The 21,292-nt window shown below is 46.9% G+C and carries 21 protein-coding genes; 10 read left to right on the forward strand and 11 right to left on the reverse strand.

Going from position 1 to position 21,292, the window contains the following annotated elements:
- Positions 1–15 precede the first annotated feature (15 nt).
- Positions 16–2,658: a magnesium-translocating P-type ATPase gene (gene mgtA / locus HYX48_06340; protein ID MBI2743517.1), complete on the reverse strand. Its 2,643-nt coding sequence runs from the start codon at positions 2,656–2,658 to the stop codon at positions 16–18.
- An 89-nt stretch (positions 2,659–2,747) separates the two neighbouring features.
- Between mgtA and HYX48_06345 the strand changes: the two genes are divergently transcribed.
- The gene (locus HYX48_06345) at positions 2,748–3,452 is read left to right on the forward strand and encodes a dienelactone hydrolase family protein (GenBank protein MBI2743518.1); all 705 of its coding nucleotides are present in this window, start codon (positions 2,748–2,750) and stop codon (positions 3,450–3,452) included.
- A gap of 4 nt (positions 3,453–3,456) precedes the next feature.
- On the opposite strand, the gene HYX48_06350 is transcribed toward HYX48_06345, so the two are convergent.
- Positions 3,457–4,248, reverse strand: coding sequence for an FkbM family methyltransferase (locus HYX48_06350; GenBank protein MBI2743519.1), 792 nt, complete (start codon positions 4,246–4,248; stop codon positions 3,457–3,459).
- 74 nt (positions 4,249–4,322) lie between these two features.
- Between HYX48_06350 and HYX48_06355 the strand changes: the two genes are divergently transcribed.
- Positions 4,323–5,426 (forward strand): copper oxidase, encoded by a 1,104-nt coding sequence (locus tag HYX48_06355; protein ID MBI2743520.1) that lies wholly within the window; start codon positions 4,323–4,325, stop codon positions 5,424–5,426.
- 59 nt (positions 5,427–5,485) lie between these two features.
- Here the strand turns inward: HYX48_06355 and HYX48_06360 are convergent, their stop codons facing one another.
- The 4 genes from HYX48_06360 to HYX48_06375 all read right to left on the reverse strand — a co-directional run bounded on the left by HYX48_06360 (position 5,486) and on the right by HYX48_06375 (position 11,595).
- Positions 5,486–6,250, reverse strand: coding sequence for a hypothetical protein (locus tag HYX48_06360; protein ID MBI2743521.1), 765 nt, complete (start codon positions 6,248–6,250; stop codon positions 5,486–5,488).
- Positions 6,251–6,402: 152 nt separating this feature from the next.
- Entirely contained in the window at positions 6,403–7,548 is a 1,146-nt protein-coding gene (locus tag HYX48_06365) for a leucine-rich repeat domain-containing protein (GenBank protein ID MBI2743522.1), read from the reverse strand.
- A 117-nt stretch (positions 7,549–7,665) separates the two neighbouring features.
- Positions 7,666–9,195 (reverse strand): hypothetical protein, encoded by a 1,530-nt coding sequence (locus tag HYX48_06370; protein ID MBI2743523.1) that lies wholly within the window; start codon positions 9,193–9,195, stop codon positions 7,666–7,668.
- Between the two features lie 387 nt (positions 9,196–9,582).
- A complete protein-coding gene (locus HYX48_06375) occupies positions 9,583–11,595 on the reverse strand; it encodes a hypothetical protein (GenBank protein ID MBI2743524.1) in 2,013 nt (670 codons plus the stop codon).
- Between the two features lie 147 nt (positions 11,596–11,742).
- On the opposite strand from HYX48_06375, the gene HYX48_06380 reads away from it, so the two are divergent.
- The 4 genes from HYX48_06380 (at position 11,743) to HYX48_06395 (ending at position 15,693) form a co-directional block, all read left to right on the forward strand.
- Complete coding sequence (locus tag HYX48_06380; GenBank protein MBI2743525.1) at positions 11,743–12,543, forward strand: glucose 1-dehydrogenase; 801 nt, start codon at positions 11,743–11,745, stop codon at positions 12,541–12,543.
- A 187-nt stretch (positions 12,544–12,730) separates the two neighbouring features.
- Positions 12,731–13,753, forward strand: coding sequence for a hypothetical protein (locus HYX48_06385; protein ID MBI2743526.1), 1,023 nt, complete (start codon positions 12,731–12,733; stop codon positions 13,751–13,753).
- Positions 13,746–14,705, forward strand: coding sequence for a hypothetical protein (locus tag HYX48_06390; GenBank protein MBI2743527.1), 960 nt, complete (start codon positions 13,746–13,748; stop codon positions 14,703–14,705). Before HYX48_06385 ends, HYX48_06390 begins: the two co-directional genes overlap by 8 nt.
- Positions 14,698–15,693: a hypothetical protein gene (locus tag HYX48_06395; protein MBI2743528.1), complete on the forward strand. Its 996-nt coding sequence runs from the start codon at positions 14,698–14,700 to the stop codon at positions 15,691–15,693. Before HYX48_06390 ends, HYX48_06395 begins: the two co-directional genes overlap by 8 nt.
- Here HYX48_06395 and HYX48_06400 read toward each other — a convergent pair whose 3' ends face one another.
- From HYX48_06400 to HYX48_06410, 3 genes are read right to left on the reverse strand one after another with little or no spacing between them, the layout of a single operon-like run.
- Positions 15,694–16,011: a hypothetical protein gene (locus HYX48_06400; GenBank protein MBI2743529.1), complete on the reverse strand. Its 318-nt coding sequence runs from the start codon at positions 16,009–16,011 to the stop codon at positions 15,694–15,696. It abuts the gene before it with no gap.
- An 18-nt stretch (positions 16,012–16,029) separates the two neighbouring features.
- Positions 16,030–16,323 carry a hypothetical protein gene (locus HYX48_06405; GenBank protein ID MBI2743530.1) on the reverse strand — a complete coding sequence of 98 codons (294 nt, stop codon included), beginning with the start codon at positions 16,321–16,323 and terminating at the stop codon, positions 16,030–16,032.
- Complete coding sequence (locus HYX48_06410) at positions 16,307–16,687, reverse strand: DUF948 domain-containing protein (GenBank protein MBI2743531.1); 381 nt, start codon at positions 16,685–16,687, stop codon at positions 16,307–16,309. The genes HYX48_06405 and HYX48_06410 overlap by 17 nt, the downstream gene beginning before the upstream one ends.
- 130 nt (positions 16,688–16,817) lie before the next feature.
- On the opposite strand from HYX48_06410, the gene HYX48_06415 reads away from it, so the two are divergent.
- Positions 16,818–17,252 carry a GNAT family N-acetyltransferase gene (locus HYX48_06415; GenBank protein ID MBI2743532.1) on the forward strand — a complete coding sequence of 145 codons (435 nt, stop codon included), beginning with the start codon at positions 16,818–16,820 and terminating at the stop codon, positions 17,250–17,252.
- A complete protein-coding gene (locus tag HYX48_06420) occupies positions 17,249–17,560 on the forward strand; it encodes a hypothetical protein (GenBank protein ID MBI2743533.1) in 312 nt (103 codons plus the stop codon). Before HYX48_06415 ends, HYX48_06420 begins: the two co-directional genes overlap by 4 nt.
- Before the next feature lie 183 nt (positions 17,561–17,743).
- On the opposite strand, the gene HYX48_06425 is transcribed toward HYX48_06420, so the two are convergent.
- Together HYX48_06425 and HYX48_06430 are read right to left on the reverse strand one after the other, a co-directional pair.
- Positions 17,744–18,454, reverse strand: a complete 711-nt coding sequence (locus HYX48_06425) for a hypothetical protein (GenBank protein MBI2743534.1) — start codon at positions 18,452–18,454, stop codon at positions 17,744–17,746.
- Positions 18,454–19,182 (reverse strand): hypothetical protein, encoded by a 729-nt coding sequence (locus HYX48_06430; protein MBI2743535.1) that lies wholly within the window; start codon positions 19,180–19,182, stop codon positions 18,454–18,456. Before HYX48_06430 ends, HYX48_06425 begins: the two co-directional genes overlap by 1 nt.
- A 144-nt stretch (positions 19,183–19,326) precedes the next feature.
- Here HYX48_06430 and HYX48_06435 point away from each other — a divergent pair, with 144 nt between their 5' ends.
- Positions 19,327–20,256 (forward strand): glycosyltransferase family 92 protein, encoded by a 930-nt coding sequence (locus HYX48_06435; GenBank protein MBI2743536.1) that lies wholly within the window; start codon positions 19,327–19,329, stop codon positions 20,254–20,256.
- Between the two features lie 118 nt (positions 20,257–20,374).
- Positions 20,375–21,292 carry a glycosyltransferase family 25 protein gene (locus HYX48_06440; GenBank protein ID MBI2743537.1) on the forward strand — a complete coding sequence of 306 codons (918 nt, stop codon included), beginning with the start codon at positions 20,375–20,377 and terminating at the stop codon, positions 21,290–21,292.

Here is a 21,292-nt window from a genome sequence, read left to right on the forward strand (position 1 = left end):
CCAACTAAATTGGTGTCACAACCAGTAGTGGAACTTTCGGATGAACCAGACCTTGATGGCTTGGGTGAGGAAGCAGTAGGCCAAAATAATTGCAATGAGCCAGAAAAAATAGGTATCCGGAGGGGGGCTTAATCCAATGCTCTTTCCTATGTGGGAATAGGGAATAAAGATGCCGAGCCCCATAATGGAGGCGGTAGTTAAGAGAAGAGGAAGCGAGGCGCAGCTCTGAAAGAAGGGAATCTTCTGCGTTCTTATCATATGGACGATCAATGTTTGAGAAAGCAGCCCTTCAATAAACCAGCCCGCTTGAAAAAGGGACTGCTTTTCAGGAGTATTGGCTCCAAAAACGAACCACATCACTGCAAAGATCGCATAGTCAAAAATAGAGCTAATGGGCCCGATGAAAATCATGAACTGGGCAATCCCCTTTGTATTCCAGTTACTGGGTTTGAGCAAAAACTCGCGGTCGACGTTATCAAATGGAATTGCAACCTGGGAGATATCATAGAGGAGATTTTGCAGTAAAAGCTGCACGGGAAGCATCGGAAAAAATGGAAAAATAAGACTCGCCCCTACGATAGAAAATACATTTCCAAAATTAGAGCTGAAAGCCATTTTGATGTATTTGATGATGTTTCCGAAGGTCTTGCGCCCGAGCAGAATCCCCTCTTTCAAAAAAACCAAGTTTTTCTGAAGCATGATGATGTCGGAGGACTCTTTTGCGATGTCGACTGAAGTGTCCACAGAAATTCCCACATCCGCAGCTCGAAGAGCTGGGGCATCATTGATCCCATCGCCTAAGTATCCAACTGTATTTCCACACGATTTTAGTGCGAGGATAACGCGCGATTTTTGCAAGGGGGACATCTTCGCAAAAATGGTCATTCGAGGAGCCGCCTTTTTGAGCTCCTCGTCGCTCATGGCTTCTACCTCTGCGCCCAGAAGCATGCCTTCGATCTTCAAATTCACCCACTTGCAGATCTTTTGTGTGACGATCTCATTGTCTCCAGTGAGAATTTTGACCTCCACCCCTGCCGTCTTGAGACTTGCAATAGCCTCCGTTGCTGATGGTTTAGGAGGATCTAGAAATGCTAAAAAACCCACAAAAGTAAGATCCGTCTCATCCTTCACTTGGTACTCTTTTTCTTTCACAGGCGGCATCTCTTTGCAAGCTACTCCAAGTACGCGCAGCCCATCTTCCCCTAGGCTTTTTTCTATCGCCGCGATCTTCTCTCTGCTTTCAGAAGTGAGAGGACGAGCAGCGCCGTTTAATTTAACACTAGTGCAAAGAGCTAGGATCTCATCGATCGAGCCTTTGGTAATTAAAAGATGTTTTTCGGAGTCTTTTGAAAGAACAACAGACATGCGCCTGCGCGTAAAGTCAAAAGGAATCTCATCGACTTTATGATAGGTTTCTAAATGTTTCTTCATTTCAGCGTGCTGGAGAACTGCTATATCGAGCAGGTTCTTAAGGCCTGTCTGAAAACTACTATTCAGATATCCATAGAGAAGAACCTCCTCATTGTCTCTACCCTCTGGATCTAGATGCTTTTCTAAAATGATACGATCCTGAGTGAGCGTTCCTGTTTTGTCTGTGCAAAGGATGTTGATCGCTCCGAAGTTCTGAATGGCATTCAGCTGCTTAACGATCACCTTGCGCTCAGCCATCTTAATGGCTCCGCGAGCTAGGTTCGTTGTGACAATCATCGGGAGCATTTCTGGAGCAAGCCCAACTGCGACAGAAAGTGCAAAAAGAAGAGATTGCAGCCAGTCTCCTTTCGATAGCTCGTTAATCAGAAAAACAGAGGGAGCAACGACCAGAATAAAACGAATTAGTAGCCAGCTCACCTTGTTGACCCCGATGTCAAAATTTGTGAGTGGCCGGCGGCAGGCAATACTTCTGGCTAACTTACCAAAATAGGTGTGATTTCCCGTTTTAAGAATAACTGCCAAAGCGGTGCCGTTGAGAATGCTCGTTCCCAAAAAACAGAGGTTCGGTAGATCGAAGGGGCTTTTTGGAGGCTTCTCTAAAACTTTCACCTCTTTCTCTGTCGGCATCGCCTCTCCAGTGAGCGCCGACTGGCTGACAAATAGCCCCTTGGCGGAGATCAATCTTACATCGCCAGGCACCATGTCACCGGCCGAAAGGTGCACAATGTCTCCTGGCACGAGCTGCTTCATATCGATTTCGAAGCTCTTAGAGCCTCCGCCATTGTGTCGAATCACCGTCGCTTTGGTGCTGACAAGCGCTTTTAATTTTTCTGCAGCGTTATTAGAACGGTACTCTTGAATGAAGCGCATCAGCACGCTGATAACAACCATGAATGCGATAATAAAAGCTGCATCATACTGCCGGAACAACACAGAGATACATCCTAGAACCAGGACCAGGACAATAAAGGGATTGGTGAAATTTTTGAGCAGCAGAACATACCAAGATAGAGGCTTCTCATGAGAGATCTCATTTGGACCATGAAGCTTAAGTCGACGCCTCTCCTCTCTGTGCTCAAGCCCTTGTTCCGACGTGCCAAGGCTCTGATAGATCTCTTCGATGGGTTTTTCTGCGCACTTAAGATAATCCGACAGAATCTGCTTAACATCTTCAGACTCTTTAGGAAGTGCTTGAAAAAGATGGGACTTCACATGTCGCAAAACCATGCTTTATTGATAATGCAAACCCTGTTTAAATCCCAATTAGAAAACATCAAAACGAAGAAGCAAATCCGCTCGAATTTTGGAGATAGTACATGCATTCAGCGTTAGTTGCATATGAGGATGGCGGTGCGGCCCTAGAGGGCTTTGCTGCTTATTCGTCTGAGGAAAAGCGGCCCCTTGTGCTGCTTTGTCACGGATGGAGAGGAAGGGATGAGTTTATCTGCGAAAAGGCCCGAGCACTTGCCGAGGCAGGATATGCAAGCTTTGCGCTCGATATGTATGGAAAAGGCATTCTAGGAAGATCGAAAGAAGAGAACGCCTCATTAAAGAGGCCATTTCTTGAAGATAGGGCTCTCCTTCAAAGACGAGTACTGAAAGCGCTTGATGTGGCCTCCAGACTCCCCTACGTCGACAGCAAGAGGATTGCAGCAGTTGGGTTTGGCTTCGGCGGCCTGTGCGCGCTCGACCTTGCTCGAAGCGGAGCAGACATTAGAGGCGTGGTAAGCTTCTATGGGCATTTTGATCCCCCGCCCTCTCAACTGATCAGACCAATAAGGGCCAAAATTCTCATCCTTCACGGGTATAACGATCCACAAGTGCGTTTAAGCGAATTGCAGCTTTTTGAAAGAGAAATGGACGATTCTAAAATCGACTGGCAAGTACATCTCTATGGCAACACGTTGCACGCGTTCGCCTCGCCAAACGTAAATGTGCCTGAATCTGGCTTGCAATACAATCCAGAATCCGCTGCAAGAGCCTGGAGTGCCACCATAAACTTTCTAAGCGAGATCTTTTGAGATCTCACTTAGGGATTGCGAGGTAGTCCCAACCGAAGATGTGAGTGAGGTTGTAACCTAGATCGACTACTTTGCGTTTGGAGAATTCGATCTGGTCAGCGATTTCTGCTGGCGCTGTTTTGAGAGTGGAACCGCCCATAATCTCAAGAATTATCATAGGCCTGTTTCTTAAGATTGTTTCTCTTGCTCCATCGATGACAGCATTTTCCATCCCCTCAACATCGATCTTCATGAGCGAAACGTCATTGAGATGGAGAGAATCGATCGTGATTAAGTCCACAAACACTCCAGTTCCTCCAGCAGCTCTGTATGTCCAGTTGCCCCCGGTGAGGTTCGATGCAATTAACGAAGTGCCGCCCTCATTGCCTGGTGTAAAGGGATGGGTTTCGATAGTTCCAGTCGTATCCCCTACAGCAGCCCAGTGGCATGAGACATTTTCCATCTCATTCAACTTCATATTTAAAAAGAGCTCGCGAAAGATTTTGGGCTGCGGCTCGAATGCGTGAACACGACCTAGCTCTCCAACGCAGTGGGCCATTGTTAAAGCGTGGATTCCAATGTGAGCCCCTACATCCAGAACAACACTCCCTCTACGTGCACACTTAGAGATTAATTTGGAGATGTGAGTCTCCCAAGCGTATCCCTCCTCCAGCGAATTTTTAATGTGATCTTCTATCGCATCGATATAGAAGTATCCCTCATATCCAGAACAGGGAACTTTTTTTACATGATATTCTGAAAAAAGAGGAAATTCACTTATGTACGCCATCATTTCCGGGTGACGAGGGGAGATCATATCTATCTTTTCCTTCCTATTTACACCTTTAAAAAGTAGTCAACAAATTTAGGGTTCTTTGTTAGACAGAGAATATGAGAGTCATTTTCACTATCATCTCGGTTTTTCTATTTTTTGTTCAGCTCGAAGCTAAGTATACGCCTGTAACTATGCTCAACGGAGAGACTCTCCCCTATGTCATGGACAAGGATGTGAAGGTATTCCGCTTAGTTGCAGAACCTGTAAAGCAGGAGTTTGCCCCAGGTCTTGTTGTGAACTGCTGGGGATACAACAAACGAAGCCCAGGACCTATGATCGAGGCTGTAGAAGGCGACAAGGTGAGAATCCTCGTTACAAATAATCTCCCTGAACCAACCTCAATTCACTGGCATGGTATCCTTCTGCCGAGCGGAATGGATGGTGTTTGCGGCTTAAGCCAAGCCCCAATTATGCCTGGAGAGACCTTTCAATATGAGTTCACACTGAAACAGCATGGAACCTATATGTACCACCCCCATTGCGACGAGGTAAAGCAGTTAGGGTTAGGGCTCATGGGTTTCTTTATCATTCACCCCAAAAATAGCGGCGAGCAGTCTGTGGACAGAGACTTTGCACTCTTTTTGCACGAGTGGGCCATTCCGGAGGGCAGCAGCGAAATAAACCCCATGGAGATGCTGGATTTTAATTATTTTACGATCAATGGACGCGTCTATCCGGGAACAGACCCTCTTGTTGTTAAAAAGGGTGAAAAAGTGCGCATCCGTTTTGCGAACTTGAGCATGGATAATCATCCAATGCACCTTCATGGTTATGCTTTTAACATCACCGGATTTGGCGGCTGGGCTATTCCCAAAAGCGCCCAACATTTAGGAACCACTTTGGATGTTGTGGTTGGAAACACTCATGATATTGAATTCGTTGCAAACGCGCCGGGTGATTGGGCTCTGCACTGTCATAAAACTCACCACACAACAAGCGGTATGAGTCATAGTAAGAACGGAGGCTCTAGCATGGAGATGACGGGAATGAAAGGCCCCTCTTCTGAAAGTTCTCCGGGGCCATTTGGCGCAATCGACATGGGCGGAATGTTCACCATCTTAAAAGTCAGAGATGGAATTACAAATTACAATGATCCAGGCTGGTATAAAAACCCACCCGGTACAGTTGCTGCACCCATTCCCTCACCAAAATTACAATAGACCAGAAAAGGTAAGCTAATCTCCTTTTTCGACCCATACTACTTATCTAGTCCTCGGCATCAAGAAGGCGAGATCTTTTTTAAGAGGTCGAGCATCGGCTGCTGGCTCACTCTTACAAATCCGCCTTGAGAGTTATCGAGATCCGCGATAAGAAATACCACTCCGGAGAAGGTGAGGATCATCGCAAGGTTAATTATCACGCTCCTGGCCCCTGTAAGTCCCGAGTAGTAGCCCATTCCAACCATGGAGAGGACAACTACAAAACAGAGCATGGCCCAAATCAAATCGGGAATGCGTATTATTGCCCCGGTCATCACACGCTTTGCGTGCAGGTCAAACATCTCGTTTAGGGATTGGATAAATAGCCCTGCAACAACCGAGTTGGGACTACTTTTTGCAATGACTACGGCCTGAGCCCAGAGCTTATTTTGCAGCTGTTCAGACCTTTCTATTATCTGCTTTAATTGCGCAAGATCACCACTCGGATTCCGAATAGCGACATACTCTCTAAGAAGATCGCGGATTATCGTCTGATTGGGCTCTGGAAGATACTCTGCGCGTCTGTAAGTTGTTTCAATTGCATTCGCATCGGTTAAGACCAGGTCCCTTCTCTCAAGAAACCGCGAAGCAGCTAGGCTAAATGTAAATGCGAGTGTGAATGCGAGCAGCCCCAACGTCGCTCCCATGATTGAAGAGAGGGGGGCTTTGCTCTCTGCTTTGGAGCGCTTCCTTCGATAATTTCCTAACCGGAAACCTCCTTCAAACAGGCATACAGAAATCAAAATTGTGAGGATGAAAATCACCCACGAAGGCAAGTAGTCCATAAGCGTCCAGGTTAAAATAGAGACTCACCGCTATATAGCAGTGAGCCTATCTTTGAGCCACGACTTTTTGGTATCTAGCGGTTAAAGAACCAGATAGAGCCCTTTTTTGGAGGTGACGCCGCTCTCTTTTAAGAAGAGATAGGGAATGCATTCTATTCGGGGCACTCCAGGAAAATTCCGCCTTTCTTAGAAAGCAGCTGGATGATCTGCGCACGGCTGATTTCAAGAGGATTCCGCTGAATAAGAATCCCTTGGAGTTTCACGCATCCTCCGATTTCAGGTGGAAGCGTTCTGATTTTATTACCATTTAAATTGAGATGTCTCAGATGAACTAAACTGCCAATTGCAGGCGTGACTGTTTCAAGCTGATTGTCTTGAAACTCGAGCTCTTCTACTGCCTCACAGCCTGCAATCTCTTTTGGAATCGCAGTCAATTCATTAAGTCCTGCACAAAGTTCAAACAGTTGAGTGCATCTGCCAATATCTTTGGGGATCTCCTTCAATCTATTATTTGTCAGAAGAAGTATGCGTAAAAGTGGGAGGGCGATTCGAGGCGTTAGACTTGTTAAAAAATTGTCCGAGAGGTCGAGAATTTCCAGAGCTCTGCACTCTCCGATCTCATCAGGAACCAGACCGAGCTGATTTTCACTTAGATCTAGTTTTTTTAGCCCTGTGAATAGACCAATTTGTCTTGGCAGATGGCTGAGGTTTGAATTTTGTAGATCAAGCTCTTCGATTGCAGCAAGCTCGCCTTTATTTTTTTCCAGCCAGACTTCAATCACAGCCGCTCTTTCAAAGATATCGTTCATGGCATGTATCTGCTTTAGAAATTCCTTTCCTTCTTTCAAACTGGTTACAAATTTGAGCAGAAAGACGTGAAGATCTACTGCTTCAACATAACGTGGTAAATTGGAGAGATTAAGCACTCTTGTTTTTGCAGGTGAGAAGAGCGCAATCTTAGGAGAAAGGCCAAAAACTGGAGCCATTTCGGAAGAAAGCAATGTATAAAGAAATGGTACACGCTCATAAGATCTCTTTTCAGCGGGCAGCTCTTCTAGCATTGCTGTAATACGCCCTCTTAAAGCAGGAGCACGTTCATACGATCTCCACAACACGTAATAAGTCGAATTATCAACTTCTCCAAGAATGTAAGTGGCCTTTTTGCAAGCTTTTGATAGCGTGGCTGTGATTTCGGGCTGCCCAATACAAGCGAACACCTTCCCAAGTAAGGCAACTGGCAGACGATCAAATGCTGACACCTCAACTTTAGCTCTCTTTGCGGCTGGTGCAACTGACATAATTGTCCCTCAATGTTTGTTAAAGGACAAATAGGATAACCCGAAAACGGAATAGTTTTGAAAAGAAATCCTCTTAAGAGGATGTCGCAGACACCCTCTTAATTTAACTACAAGCTCCTACCGGTTAAAGAACCAGATAGAGCCCTTTCTTTGGATGGTGACGCCTGTGTCTTTGGAGAAGCGCTCCAGCACTTCGCTCACATACTCGTCGCCTGCCATATTTCCGCAGATCAGGCTTCCAGGATAGGATCTGACGTAGATGTCTTTTAGATCCTTTTGCAAGCTGTGGCGGAAGGTGGCAAAGTCGATGTAGACGCTGCTTCTAAAGTGGGTCAGATCGAGAAAAATGGGGTAGGGCTTTCCCATTGAAAAGATCTTGTTAAACTCATCTTCCTTAAAGATGGTCACCTTTCCTCTATTAATCCAGAGGTGCTTCTCGTTGAGATGGTTCCATAATGAGACAAACTGCTCCTGGTCCATCCACTGATCATAGACGTAGACCGTAGAGACAAATTCGAGGAAGTAGGCGAGCTGCAATGGACGCACACCCGTTAAACTCCCCTTGTAGATCAGGCTAAGTGGCTCTCCTTTTCCATACTCATTTAGAACCATTCTTAGATCGTATTGATCAAGAGGGCTGAACTGAGTTGCTTCCAACCTGGCGAAAGAGAGATCGCCATTTTTCACTCTCTTCTGAACGCCTTGAATGAGATCGCGCCAGTAGTCGAAGTGCGCCTTCTCAAGGCTCATTCCTTGAAGCTCTTCATATTTTTGCGCTAAGAACTGCTCATCGATCTCCTCCCAGTTGTGAACTTTAACAACGGGCAGACCCTCGTAAATAGGATCCAAGAAGGTGTGTTCGACAATAGGGATCGCATCTAAAACAAGAGCCTCCCAAGTTCTGATACTGTCCATTTCCAAGCCAATAGGAGAAAGAACGAATTTAGAAGCCGAGATATCTTCGTAAAATTGGGGTCTGCTTGTCCCTCCCCAACCGTTGTAATTGTCTGAACTTTCGCGGTCGGCTGTTTTTGTGTTTCTGCTGAAGCAGTAGGGTTTATCCTCAAAGAGCTTCACGATCTTATCTCGATCGCCATAGGGCCGAGGGAAGTGACTCATGTAGAGGAGATGGTCTTTTGAGAAGATAGCTTTTCTAGAAATGGCTCTGAGCAGCTCAACTCGTGCCTTTTCCCCAATAAAGAGATCGAGATCCTGTCCCGTGGGGAGTTGAAAGACCTTTGGATGGTTGCTAAAGATGATGTTCCGGCAAAACCAGGCTGCCAGCTTGGGATCAAAGAGGAGCTTCTTCACTGCAGGATCGGGCTGCCAAGCGCCGACATCTCCGCAGACGAGAATATAGGGAACCTTGATCTTGTCGTGCACCTCGTTTGCGAACCAGCCTAGATACCAGAGGTTGAGGTAGATCGTATCTCCCTGTCTCACCATCTCTGGATCGAACCACTCGGTATGCTGGTCGATGCGCAGATCGCACATCTTGCGAAATGTGAGGTGGCCAATCAGAGGGTACAATCCGGGGCTATCTTTATCGCTTTCGCCTTTATACAGCTCCGTAGGAACCTTGATAGGTTCCGCATGGATAAGATAAGTTGTGCACAGCGCAAAACAGAAAAAAAGAGATCTAATCATATATCCTCCAAACATCTGGAAACGCCAGAGTCTAAAGGATAAAATTTATTTTAACAAGATCTAGCTGGAAAGGCGCTCGGAAAAGGAGAAAGCCCGCAAAGAAAAATGGACGTCAATGGACACAAACGGACGAAGAACGGACAGGAAATGGACAGGCGGGCGAGAGTGGGGAAAAGAATTTCTTTCTTGGGCGCGTGTCCGTTCTTCGTCCGTTTGTGTCCATTTCTTTTTCCGAGCGCCTCTCCGAGGACCTCTCTTTGTTGAACGGCCCCTCGCCGCAATCTCGGCTCTTCAGGGCCGAGTCTAGGCGGGATTCATATTCTCTTTTATCCTTAAGCCGAAGAGAATCTCCTTTTTTTAGGAAGGAGTTCTTTAATCAAATGAGATCTACAGTGCAGCGAACATCTTTCGTCTTTCTGAAAACGAAGGGTGTGTGAAATTAAAACGGAGGTCGCCTTCTCGCGAGATCTGAATCTTACGAAATAGACGCATCAGAAGCGGAGCTGACGGATCATTTCGCACTTGAAGCAGCATTTTTTGGAGCTCTTTAATCGAGCTCTCTCCCTCTACACGTAGCTGAGCTCTCTCTTCTTGCGGAGTGGAGAGAAGAGCGAATCTATCTGCGCGCGCTTCAATTCTAGTTAGCGCTAAAGTTTGCGATCCTTGTGCAGCGAAACGGATCAGCATGCCCTGCTGTGCAGCCTCGAAGACTCCAGTTGGAGCGCAGCCGCAGGCGTCGAGAAGCGTATTTGCAGCAAGCGTGGTGACGAGATATGCCAGGTCGACCATCAGAGTGTCGCCATGCTTAATATGCGCAAGTTCATGTCGTAGAATAAACCTTTTATAAAAAGCAGGCATTGGGGTGGAAGAAGAGAAGACTAGCGCTCGCCCAGGACCCATAGAAGTTCCTCTGGCAGCATATGCACTCTCTGCCTCACAAGTCTGCTGTGAACCACAGCCACCTTGAGAGCGACTGCGCACTTGAATCTGTTTTTTGATGCCCATCTCTTTTGCAATTCTGCTGACATCGAGCTCTTCTCCCCAACTTCTGATAGAAGGAGAGAGATTAAGAGCGCGCTGTGCAGCTGGAGGAATGACCACGCTAGTCTCTTCTAAGAGTCCTGGATAGAGGTTTGTAAGGATCGTTGCCATAGAAGCGATAGCCACCGCTTTCAATCCAAAGTGGGATCTGACAAAGTAGCCGAGCAGAAGCGCTTTTAAGAGGCGCTTTGCTTCGCTGCGGCCGAGTTTTAATAGAAGGCTTCCATTCTGTTTAAGAGCTAGAGCAATAGCAAGCTCCTGATTGAGATCCTGCCTCATCGCAACGAGAACCTTCAGCTGCTCTTCATCGCTAATTGCGAGTTCTAATGATGCGAGGCTCGGGATCTCCCACTCGGAATACTCCCCTTGAGGATCTAGATTTTTGATGCGGCTCTCCATGGAAGGGAGAAGCATGAGTTTCTTGGAGTTACTGGTAAATAAAATTTCCAGAGGAAGAATAGCTCTTTCAGCCCAGTTTCTCTCTTGTGGAATCGCCTTTAAGATCTTGAGTGACTCGACAGCCGATCTCGGATCCCTCGTCACACCCACTGCCATGCGGTCGGCGCGGTAGCAGAGCGCACGTGTAAGAATCGCGCCTACTAGTTCTGAAACTCCTTTGGCACATAAGCCAGTGAGAATCGCGAAGGTCCAAGTTGCAGGATCGATCTCATAATTCTTGGCAGCGCTATCGCCTGCTGCTTTTGCCAAATAGAAGGTTGCGAGCTCTGCAATTTGAATGATGAGATTGCCATTCATCTTTATGAAGGCAAGTGCCTGTACACCGTGAAAGCGGCCATACTCGTGTCTGCTTACAAGTGCATGGATAGATCTTCTCTCGCGCGGGTCTTCTAAGCGGAGCGCCATTCTTTGCACGACTTCAGAATCGAAGAAGAGAGGCGCAGCACAAGAGATCTGTAGATCTTCAGAAAAAGAGAAGGATTTTGGAGAGGTAAGGACTCCGCTTACATCGGGCCCAAGCAGAACCACACCGCCTTTAAGTCCCATTCCATAACGAGCGTCGGATTGGAGAGTGCGGATGAGAGGGAAATTCACAAGCCCGCCACCTGAACTAATCGTAGTTCTTGATCCAGACCTCTGAATTCTACCAAAGTCATTATACCCATCTACTTGAATATCTCTTACAATAGCTGTTAGGGCGCTGCGAAAGGCCTTCCCGGCTGTTGCTCTGACTGGGGTTTCGCTGCCGATAATAACAACCTCCCCTAAGGAGGTGAGGATATTAAAGCAGCTTCTTAGCACGCCTTTTATCCGCATGTAACCGCGTTGAACTCGTCCAAGCTGATGAACCTCTGCTTTTAATGCTTCTTTTGCAACAACACGTAAACCGGAGGAAGTCATAATTACCTTCTTATTTAAAAAATTTATAACTATTATAACTAAAATATTAATTAATATCAATAAATGTTTTAAAAACGCATCTTATTGATATTAAATAACTTAAGATAAGTCTTTTTAAATTTATTTTTTACTGTTATGAGGATCTGTATGGCAGGTCGAATTCAAGGAAAAGTGGCTCTCATTACCGGAGCCGCCCAAGGGATCGGAAAAGCGTGCGCAGAGCTCTTTGCCCGCGAAGGAGCCTTCGTCTTTATCTCTGATATTCAAGATGCTCAGGGTGAAGCCTTAGCAAAAGAGATAGGCCCGGGAGCTTGCTACGTCCACCTCGATGTTCAGTCGGAAAAAGAGTGGAAACAGATCACCGGCCAGATCCTAAAGCAGAAGGGAAGGCTCGATATCCTGATCAACAACGCTGGTATCACCGGCTTTCAGGAGGGGTTCGGCCCACAAGACCCAGAAATGGCCTCTCTTGAGAGCTGGCGAAAGGTAGAGGCGATCAACTCCGAAGGAACCTTTCTCGGCTGCAAATACGCGATTCAGGCGATGAAAACCAAGGGAGGAGCAATTGTAAACCTCTCCTCGCGTTCAGGCGTGGTCGGCATACCTGGAGCCGCTGCCTATGCAGCCAGCAAGGCCAGTGTCAGAAATCACACCAAGAGCGTCGCGCTCTACTGCTGTCAGAAGCAGTATCCTATTCGCTGCAACTCTCTGCATCCAGCCGCTATTTTAACCCCGATGTGGGAAGAGATGCTGAACAAAGAAGAGGATCGCGAAAAACAGCTTGCGCGCATCGCACAGGATATCCCGATGAGAAGACTAGGAGCGCCCGAAGAGGTGGCCTACGCTGCCCTCTTTCTCGCATCAGACGAGTCTAGCTACATCACAGGCGCAGAGATAACCGTCGATGGCGGCATCCTCGCAGGAAGCAGCGCCTCTCCTAAAAAATAAAGAAAAAACTTTATGTCATCCACAGGTCTGAGCCAGACACCAGCACCAGGTCATTCTGGATTGCTCCCAGTACAGACCCCTTCTAAAGTAATAACTTAACCTTTTCACACTCAACTTCAACAAAAATTTTTAGTGGTGCATGCGCACGACTTTCTGTGGTATAATCGTTGGAAATTCTGGAGGAAAGATGTCTAAAGTTCTGAGCTGTTCTAATGACCACGCGATCATGGACCACCTGTTCGTCACCCCGTTTTGCGACGATCTAGATCTACTGGAAAAAATTGCCATTGTCGTCTTCCATATCTTGACTCTTGGGATCCCACTTGCCGTCTACCATATCACCGATTGCATCTGTCCGGCCGCTCCCGCACCTCAATTAGATGAGCAGGCCCAACTAGCTCTGAGATTAAAAGAAACTGTGCTGCTTTCTGTTGAGCAGAACCGTGAGAGAGAGCGTATCCGTCAGGAAGCGCTTACCTTCGCCAGAACAGAGCTCTCAAAATATCCGACGCTTAAACCAGTGGTATTTGCAAGCTTCTGGGGACATCTGCGGCAGCCAGTTAATGCTGAGATCTCTCAACTGTGGACCCTTTTCTATGAAGTACACCTACCAGCATTCAAGGCTGAACTTGCCAAACACTCTCCTGAAACCGCATGGAGCCAAGAGGGCGTTTTAAGAGCCGCGGATGCTTGTATCAAAACGACCTATGCAATTGGCCATCTTACGCTCCAAGATCTTCCCGCTTTTATTGAAAAGTTGTATGTGGATGAGACTGCGAAAAACGAGCGTCGTCCAGAAGATCAACGTTACACAGTTGAAAGAAGAAGTAGGGGGAATGCGCTATCAGAACAAGACTCGTACCAGTATCGCACTCTCTATCGACTACTTTTCGCCTACCGTTGGGCTCGTGGAGCAATCGGGCTCAATGAGAGAGGAGAGCTTGCCTATGGTCAGCTCCAGCAAATTCCGCAACAACATGTAGGGCTCTTCTTTCAACCGGGCACCACACAGCATGGTTGGAGACTACTTTACAACAGCTACTGCATGGAGATTGCTGAGGCGTTAAGAGTGGGTACAACCAATGAAGTTGAGAACTTATACGATAGGCGACACATAAACTGGTCTAGCCCCGATACAAACGTGAAATCGTTCTCTCTTCACCTGACACGACGCCAACCTAACTTGAAAATTCGGATAAGAGATGTCTAAAGTTCTGAGCTGTCCCGAGTGCATTAGCAACCATACGATCATGGAGCACCTCTTTGTCTCCCCTCTCTGCGAGGATCAAGAGTTGCTGGTGAAAATTGCGGTTGTTGTCTTCCACATCTTGACGTTTGGAGTGCCACTTGCAGTCTACCATGTGATCGATTGCATCTTTCCCGCCTCTCCTGCGCCGCGTTCAGATGAGAAGACCCGGCTAACCGAGAGATTGAAAGAGGCTGCTCTCTGTTCTATTCAAGAGGAGAGAGAGTGCGGAGAGATCTGCGAAAGCGCTATCGCTTTTGCAAGAGCAGAACTGGAAAGACTTCCCGACATAGCTCCCTTTCAATTTAATAAAACACACACGCCGGTCAATACAGAGATCTCTCGAATGTACGCCATGTGCAATGATGTACACAGCCTTGCATTTCATACCGCACTTATCAAATATACCCCCGAAACCGCTTGGAGCCAGCAAGAGGTTTTGGAAGCCGCTGACGCTTACATCAAAGTGGCATATGCGCTTGCCCATCTCACCATTCAGGATATTCCTGCATTCTTAGAAAAACTGGAAACACAGGGAATCTATTGGAGTAGCACAAGGACCTTGACAGAGAAGGACTCTTACCTAAACCTGACATCCCAACAGCTTCTATTCGCCTACCGTCACGCTCGAACCATCTGGGTGATCACGAAAGGGAGGTTAAAGCCTAGCGAAAACATCCCTTATGCCCATGCAAAACCTTTCTATCAGCCAGGCACAATGCAAAATCGATGGAGAATGCTCTACAACAGCTACAGCTTGGAAGTAGCCATAGCCTTGCGCACTTCAGATGGCCAGGGAGTAGAGTTCTTAAGTCATTATAGCCAAAACTGGTCGGAGCCTGACACGGGTGTAAACTCATTCGAGCTCGATCCAGATGCTTACAGTATAAAAAAACAGGAGAGAAGAGATGTCTAAAGTTCTAAGCTGTCCGGAGTGCATTAGCAACCATACGATCATGGAGCACCTCTTTGTCTCCCCGCTCTGCGAGGATCAGGAGCTGCTGGTAAAAATTGCGGTTGTTGTCTTCCACATCTTGACATTTGGAGTGCCCCTCGCGGTCTACCACGTTATCGATTGCATCTTCCCGCGCGCAGATCAACCTAGCATACGAGCGCAAGATCAGATGGCCCAGAGAATGCAAGAGCTGGTCTCAACTTCCATACCTCAGCGATCCAAGTTAGGGGATGTTACATATAATGCGGTCGTCTTTGCGAAGCAAGAGTTGGGAAAGCGTCCAGATATACGCCCTTATGACTTCGGCTCAAGCGTGCCTCATGGACCTACAAACCCAGAGATCTCACGAATGTTCCGCATGTATCAAGAGGTACAAAAACCCGCATTTTTTGCTGCGCTTAGCAAGTACACTCCAGAAGAGGCTTGGAACCAGGAGGAGGTTTTACAGGCGGCTGATGCGCTCATGAAAGTAGCGTATGCGATCAGCAACTCTACTGTTGAGGACCTTGCCGAATTCACAAAAAGGCTAAAGAACTCAGGAGATGAACGAACGAAAGCCTATGCTCTATCGCGACTAGACTCCTACTGTTACACAACATTCTACACGCTGCCGCTTGCCTACCACTTGGTTCGAGGAGCCTTCTGGACAGGAGGAGAGGGAAGTGCAAGGGCGGACTGCTGGAGCGCAGGGCGAGAACCTCGTGGCGGGCTGGGATATGAGATCCCCCATGCGCATGCAAAGCCCTTCTATGAAGAAGGGACCGGACAGCGCGACTGGAGGGTGCTTTACAACGCCTTCTCTATGTACTTTGCAAGAGCAGTACAAACAGCAGATGATAGTGAGCTAGAAAGGATACACGATGAAGTACAGGTTAAATGGACTCATCCCGATACTGGCAGAGGATCTTTCCTGACACTGCCCGCCTCCTATCCTTTCCGCTCATACTAATTATCGGCTTGCGCGTCTTGTGCGTCTTGCTGTTCTGCGTGCAGTTTTACGGGCGATTTTTCGAGCTGGTCTGCTCTCAATCGCCTTCTTGACAGCGCGCTTTAATTTACGAGCTGCGGGACTTTTCACAGCGCGCTCGAGGCTGCCTCGGTAGCGCTCTACTTTGTGTCCCAGTTTCTTATACTTCTGGACGAGCTCTTTCTGGAGCTTCTTTCCCTTTTCTGTGCCAAACATGAAGGTAGTGAATGCTGCGAGGGAGCCCCCGATGAGCATGCCTTCGATGAAATCGGCGTAAGAGTGCTGTCTTGATTTAAACATAAAAACCCTAGTTGAACCTTAGTTATTGAATTTTTTCCAGAGATGCAGGCCTGTAGCTACCCATTCCAGAACCTCTGAGACGCTGCTCTCGTGTCTGTGGATCTTCTTCTCAACAGACTTGAGCGAGTCGGGTTCATTGATGCCATGGCTATCCAGGATCTCCCCTACGCGGGCGATCGCCTCGCCTACTGTGTTTAGAGATGAGCCTCCGCTGCGTCTTGTTGCCAAGAAGATGGAGAGTGCGCCAATCCCAATCACTCCCCCAACCAGAAGGCCGACGAAGAGTTTCGAATCTTTATCTTGATTTGACATAGTCTTTTATCTCATCTTTGACCCTGCTAAACAGTCTGATGCCATCTGCAATGCATCCGACGATTTCAGAGATTTTTTCATAACTATTCTTGCCTTCTGCGGCCTCTTTCTTCATCGCATAGAGCGGGCGGAAAACGACATCTAGACCCTCCGACTTCTTCTTGATGTCGAGAGTGAGCTTGTTCACGTTGTGAATCAGCTCTGCTGAGGGTTCAGAGATCGCCTCTAGTGTCTTGTGTAGGTCGGTGAGAATTCGGTCGGTCTTTTTCAGCGTCTTGCGCGTGTCTTGCAAAGTAAGGATCAGAAAAACTACCAGGAGAGCAAAGGTAAGAGCGATCGCCCCCACTATTATTTCCATGATCATTTTTTCGCTCCTTAATAAGCGTTAGTATCTATATTTTCATTATTATAATTATAGTTTAATTTGTAAACTAAAAAATAATTATTGTAATTAATAACAAACTTAATTAATTATTATGTTTAGAGGGCATTTTATGGCAAAGAAAGAGACCTACGAGCTTCGCTTTAAAGAGTGCGCATCTACAGATGAGCAGAATGCCATCCTCGAAGGGATCAACCTAGAGTCGATGGAAGCAAAGGAGATGGCCAAGATCGTCCCCTTCGCTTTTCTGATTAAGGACTCTGAGGGCAAGGTCTTAGCTGGCGTTACTGGTCACACCCTCTACGGATGCCTCGAGATCGACTCCCTCTGGGTCTCCCCTGACCACAGAAAGAGAGAATGGGGCACGCAGCTTCTCCACGAGGCTGAAAAGCTCGGCAAGAAGAGAGGCTGCACCTTCGCCTCGGTTAGCACGATGGACTGGGAAGCGCACCCCTTCTATGAAAAGCTGGGGTATAAGGTCGAATTCGTCCGTGAAGGCTTTGATAAAGATTCAAAAATGTACATTTTGAGAAAACCACTCGCATGAAAGCCTATCTAAACTTAAAAAGCCTTCTGGGCGGCCTCCTCTTCGCCATAGGCATCGCCCTCATCGCCCTTGCTATACGCGGGATGCACAGATTCAATGCTGTCAAGGGAACTGGTGAGGAGATCACAAACTTCTTCACGAAGAACCCGATGTGGAACCCGCTCATCACCTTCTTCGGCGGCACCCCTCAGATGAAACCAGTAGCACACGACGCACCAGATACGGTCATGCTGATCATTGGCATTCTCGCAGTGATCGCTGGAGTCGCCTTCACCTACATCAATCGCCCTCGCCGCTTCTTCTTTTAGAAAGAAAAAGAGATTTTACACAGAGAAAGATGAGACACAGAGAAAGAAGAGAGGATCATCTTTTCTGCGATGCAGAAAAAAATGGATGCTCTGCCGCTTTGCGGCATTTTTTCTTCTCATCCCTCTCTGTGTCTCTGTGATCTCTGTGTAAATCTCCCTTTCTCCACAAAAAAAAATCTAGAGTCAATTATCCATGGGTTGGGCGAAGAGATTTAGGGCTTCGAAGAGCCTGCGGTAGTCACCATGCTTGTCGGACTTGCGTATTTTGCATTCGATAACTCTGTCTACTCCCGTAATATCGCGCGCATACTCCTCGGTATAATTTATGATCACGAGGGTAAAATCTAGAGAGGGAAAGTAGCGCTGTAGCGCCTCTTTGAGAGCCTCAGCCTCTTCTTTTGTAATGCGCGCATGCCTCTCTTGAGCCCAGTAGGAGTGAGGGTCATTCTCAAAATCAAAAGCGGTTCGGATGAAAAAGACCTTTCCCGGGTAGCTTGCAAGCTGCCTGAATCTATCAATTCGCCTCTCATACTTGTTCTGGATGTAGCTTAGCTGCTGGACAAATCTTAGAATGCTACTCTCGTGATCGAGAAATGGCCACTCGTGCCTGAACTCAACCTGATAGCAAGTGTTTTCTAAATAGTCGGGCCGATATGGATGTTGGATGATCTGCTCTTCAGATACGAAATGTTGAAAATCCTCATCGAGCAGCTGTATGAATCCCTTCGCATCAAAAGTTGTTATCCAATCAAACGGGTAGGCCTTCAATCTCAAACCGTTTTCTCTTAACTTCACAGCGACTTCGCAGTGAGATCCTAAGCTGACAAAAAGCGGCGGGCTCTCAGCATTAAGAGCGCCAATAAGAAGAGTGAACCCCAAGAGATAAAGTTTCATCAGAACGCCAGATCGGATCTGTGAGATTTACGCAGATTAAGAAGAATATTACATAGGCGCTTAAAATCCTCGCGCTTATGAAATCTGCGGATCTTGCACTCGATGATTCCATTTAATATTCTGATCTTAGGAGCGCTCTCTTCAGTAAAGTTGATCACAACGAGGGTAAATCTCAAATTGGGAAAGAAGCGGTCGAGGGCTTCTCTTAAAGACCAGGCCTGTTCATCGTTGATTCTTACATGACTTTCGCTTCCCCAGAGTGGCGCTACGCCACCGTCAGAATCAAAGGCAGCGCGGATGAAAAAGACTCTTCGAGAAGAGTGTGCGAGCTTTCTAAAGCGAGAGATTCTCTTCTTAAAATGGCAGTCGAGATGTTCTATCTGGTGCCTAAAGCTTCCGAAATCTTGCCACTCACTATCAAACGGTCTATCCATTTCGAATTCGATCTCAAAGCGAGAGTTGGCAAAGATCGAGTTGTGAAATGGGTGTTGAAAGCAGCACTCCTCATCGAGAAATTGAAAGAAATCCTCATCAAGCACTCGAATGAGACACTGGTTGTTTAACATGCGTATGCAGTCGAAGGGATAGCTCTTTGGATAGAGCTGATTCTCCCTCAGCAGATTGGCGACTTCGCAATCAGCTCCTAAACTTACAAAGATGGGGGCTTTCTTCGACTCTTTTGCCGACAAACTCCCTAACAAGAACAGAAAGAGAAGCATCCAACGCATGCGCTAACTCCGCACAAAGTAGACCTCTTATACACGGACCAGGGAAATTAATTAAGAAGAACAAAGCTCTTACTAAAAATTTTATTGCTTGATACTCTAACGAATGAATAAAATTCAGAATTGAAAAACTCGCCAGTGAGAGACATGTTTAAAAAGTTCTCAATCGCACTTTTCGGATCACTTCTCCTTTCTGTATCGATGTATGCCGAAGAGGCCGCTGATGAAGCAGCAGCCGATGCGAAAAAGTATAATCTCTCTGTCTGTGCGATTTTTAAGAATGAGGCGCGCTATCTAAAAGAGTGGCTTGAGTACCACCTCCTTGTCGGTGTAGACCACTTCTACCTATATAGCAACAACACAGTAGACCGCTCTCCTAACATCCTTAAATCCTATATCAAAAAAGGGATTGTAACTCTGGTATACTGGCCAGATTTTTTAGGAGAAGTCGATGAAGAAAACGCCTACAAGTGGGCGCTTTCAACACAGATTCCCGTCTACGAGAATGCGATCCATTGCACAGCGAAGAATGAGACCGAATGGCTTGCAATCTTAGATATCAGCGAGTTTCTCGTTCCCATCCAATCGATGAAGCTTACAGATCTTCTCGAGCAATACAGCGAATACCCAGGCGTAACTCTCCGAAGTGACTTCTTCGATGCATCGAGAATCGACATCGTTCCCAAGAGAAATCTGGTTATCGAAACAGTGGAGATGATCGGCAAGCCAGAGATGAATATTCAAAAGAGCGTTGAGAAGACGATCTTCAAGCCAGCGCTTGTTACTAGCTTTTCCTGGGCTCCTTACAAGTGCAACTTCATCGATGAGAAGGAAGCCATCGCGCTAAATGGAAGCGACGTACGCATCAACCACTATGCGAATCGCTACATGGGATACCTTCAATTTACGGCTGCAAGAAACAAGCTGTATATCGACAATCGCATGCTCTCTGATAGTAGAACGAGAGAGCTTCTTCAAGGGAACTATGAGATTGAAGATCAAGAGCGCGTGATCCATCGCTTCATTCCCGAAATGCTGAAACGCATGGGCTTCAACTCCACTTGGAAGTGGGAGTAAAACGAAGAGTTTTCACACAGAGATAACAGAGGTCTTTCGGCCTACTACTAAATTTTTTCTTTCAGTAATTTTCCATTTTAATCTAGCATGGCCACTCTGTTTTTTAAGGGGAGATAACATGAGAGCTCTGCTTCCTATTTTTGCGCTATGTTTCAGCAGCTTGCACGCCGATATCGAAGACCACTTCAAGCCAGCGCTCAATAAGTCCGATGTTCACAAGATGAAAAATATCGACTTCATCTACACGATCAATTTGGACCAGAGACCTGAAAAGTTCGCCTCCTGTGTCGAGCAGCTTGAGCCTTATGGCATCCTCCCCTATCGCTTCTCTGCTGTTAATGGTTGGGAGCTCACTTTAGAGCAGATCGATGAACTGGGCATTAAATATGAGCCGTGGATGACAAGCGGAAAGTGGGGCACCTGCTACCCCATTGGCGGCGACGGGACTCCACAGCACTTTATCGTTGAAGAGGTTGGAAAGACCTACTTTTCCCACTGCATGTCGAAAGGAGCCATCGGCATCGCACTCAGCCACCTTTCGATCCTGCAAGATGCTTACGACTCGGGATATGAGACGATCTGGGTGATGGAGGATGACATCGAGGTAATTCAGAATCCTCATGTGCTCTCTGATTTAATTGAAAAGCTCGATGCTCTCGTCGGCAAAGATGGGTGGGATATTCTCTTTACAGACCAAGACACTAAAAACAGCCAAGGAGCTTACGTCCCTTGCAGCTCATACGCCTGGAGGCCAAACTTTGCTCCTGTAAACCCCTATCGATTTGCAGATCGAAAAGATATGAGCCCAGACTTCAGGCGCATCGGCTCGCGCTATGGAGCCTACACGATGATCGTGCGCAGGTCAGGGATGAAGAAGATCCTGCGCTTCTTTAAAAACTACCACATCTTCCTACCCTTCGACATGGAGTATACCCAGCCGGAAGGAATCCGTCTGTTTACTGTGATCGATGATGTGATCTCTACACAACCTCGAGCTCTTTCTGACAATGGGGCCCCAAATTACAAAAAGCCATAA

Source organism: Chlamydiales bacterium, from assembly GCA_016185065.1.
Classification (GTDB): domain Bacteria; phylum Chlamydiota; class Chlamydiia; order Chlamydiales; family Rhabdochlamydiaceae.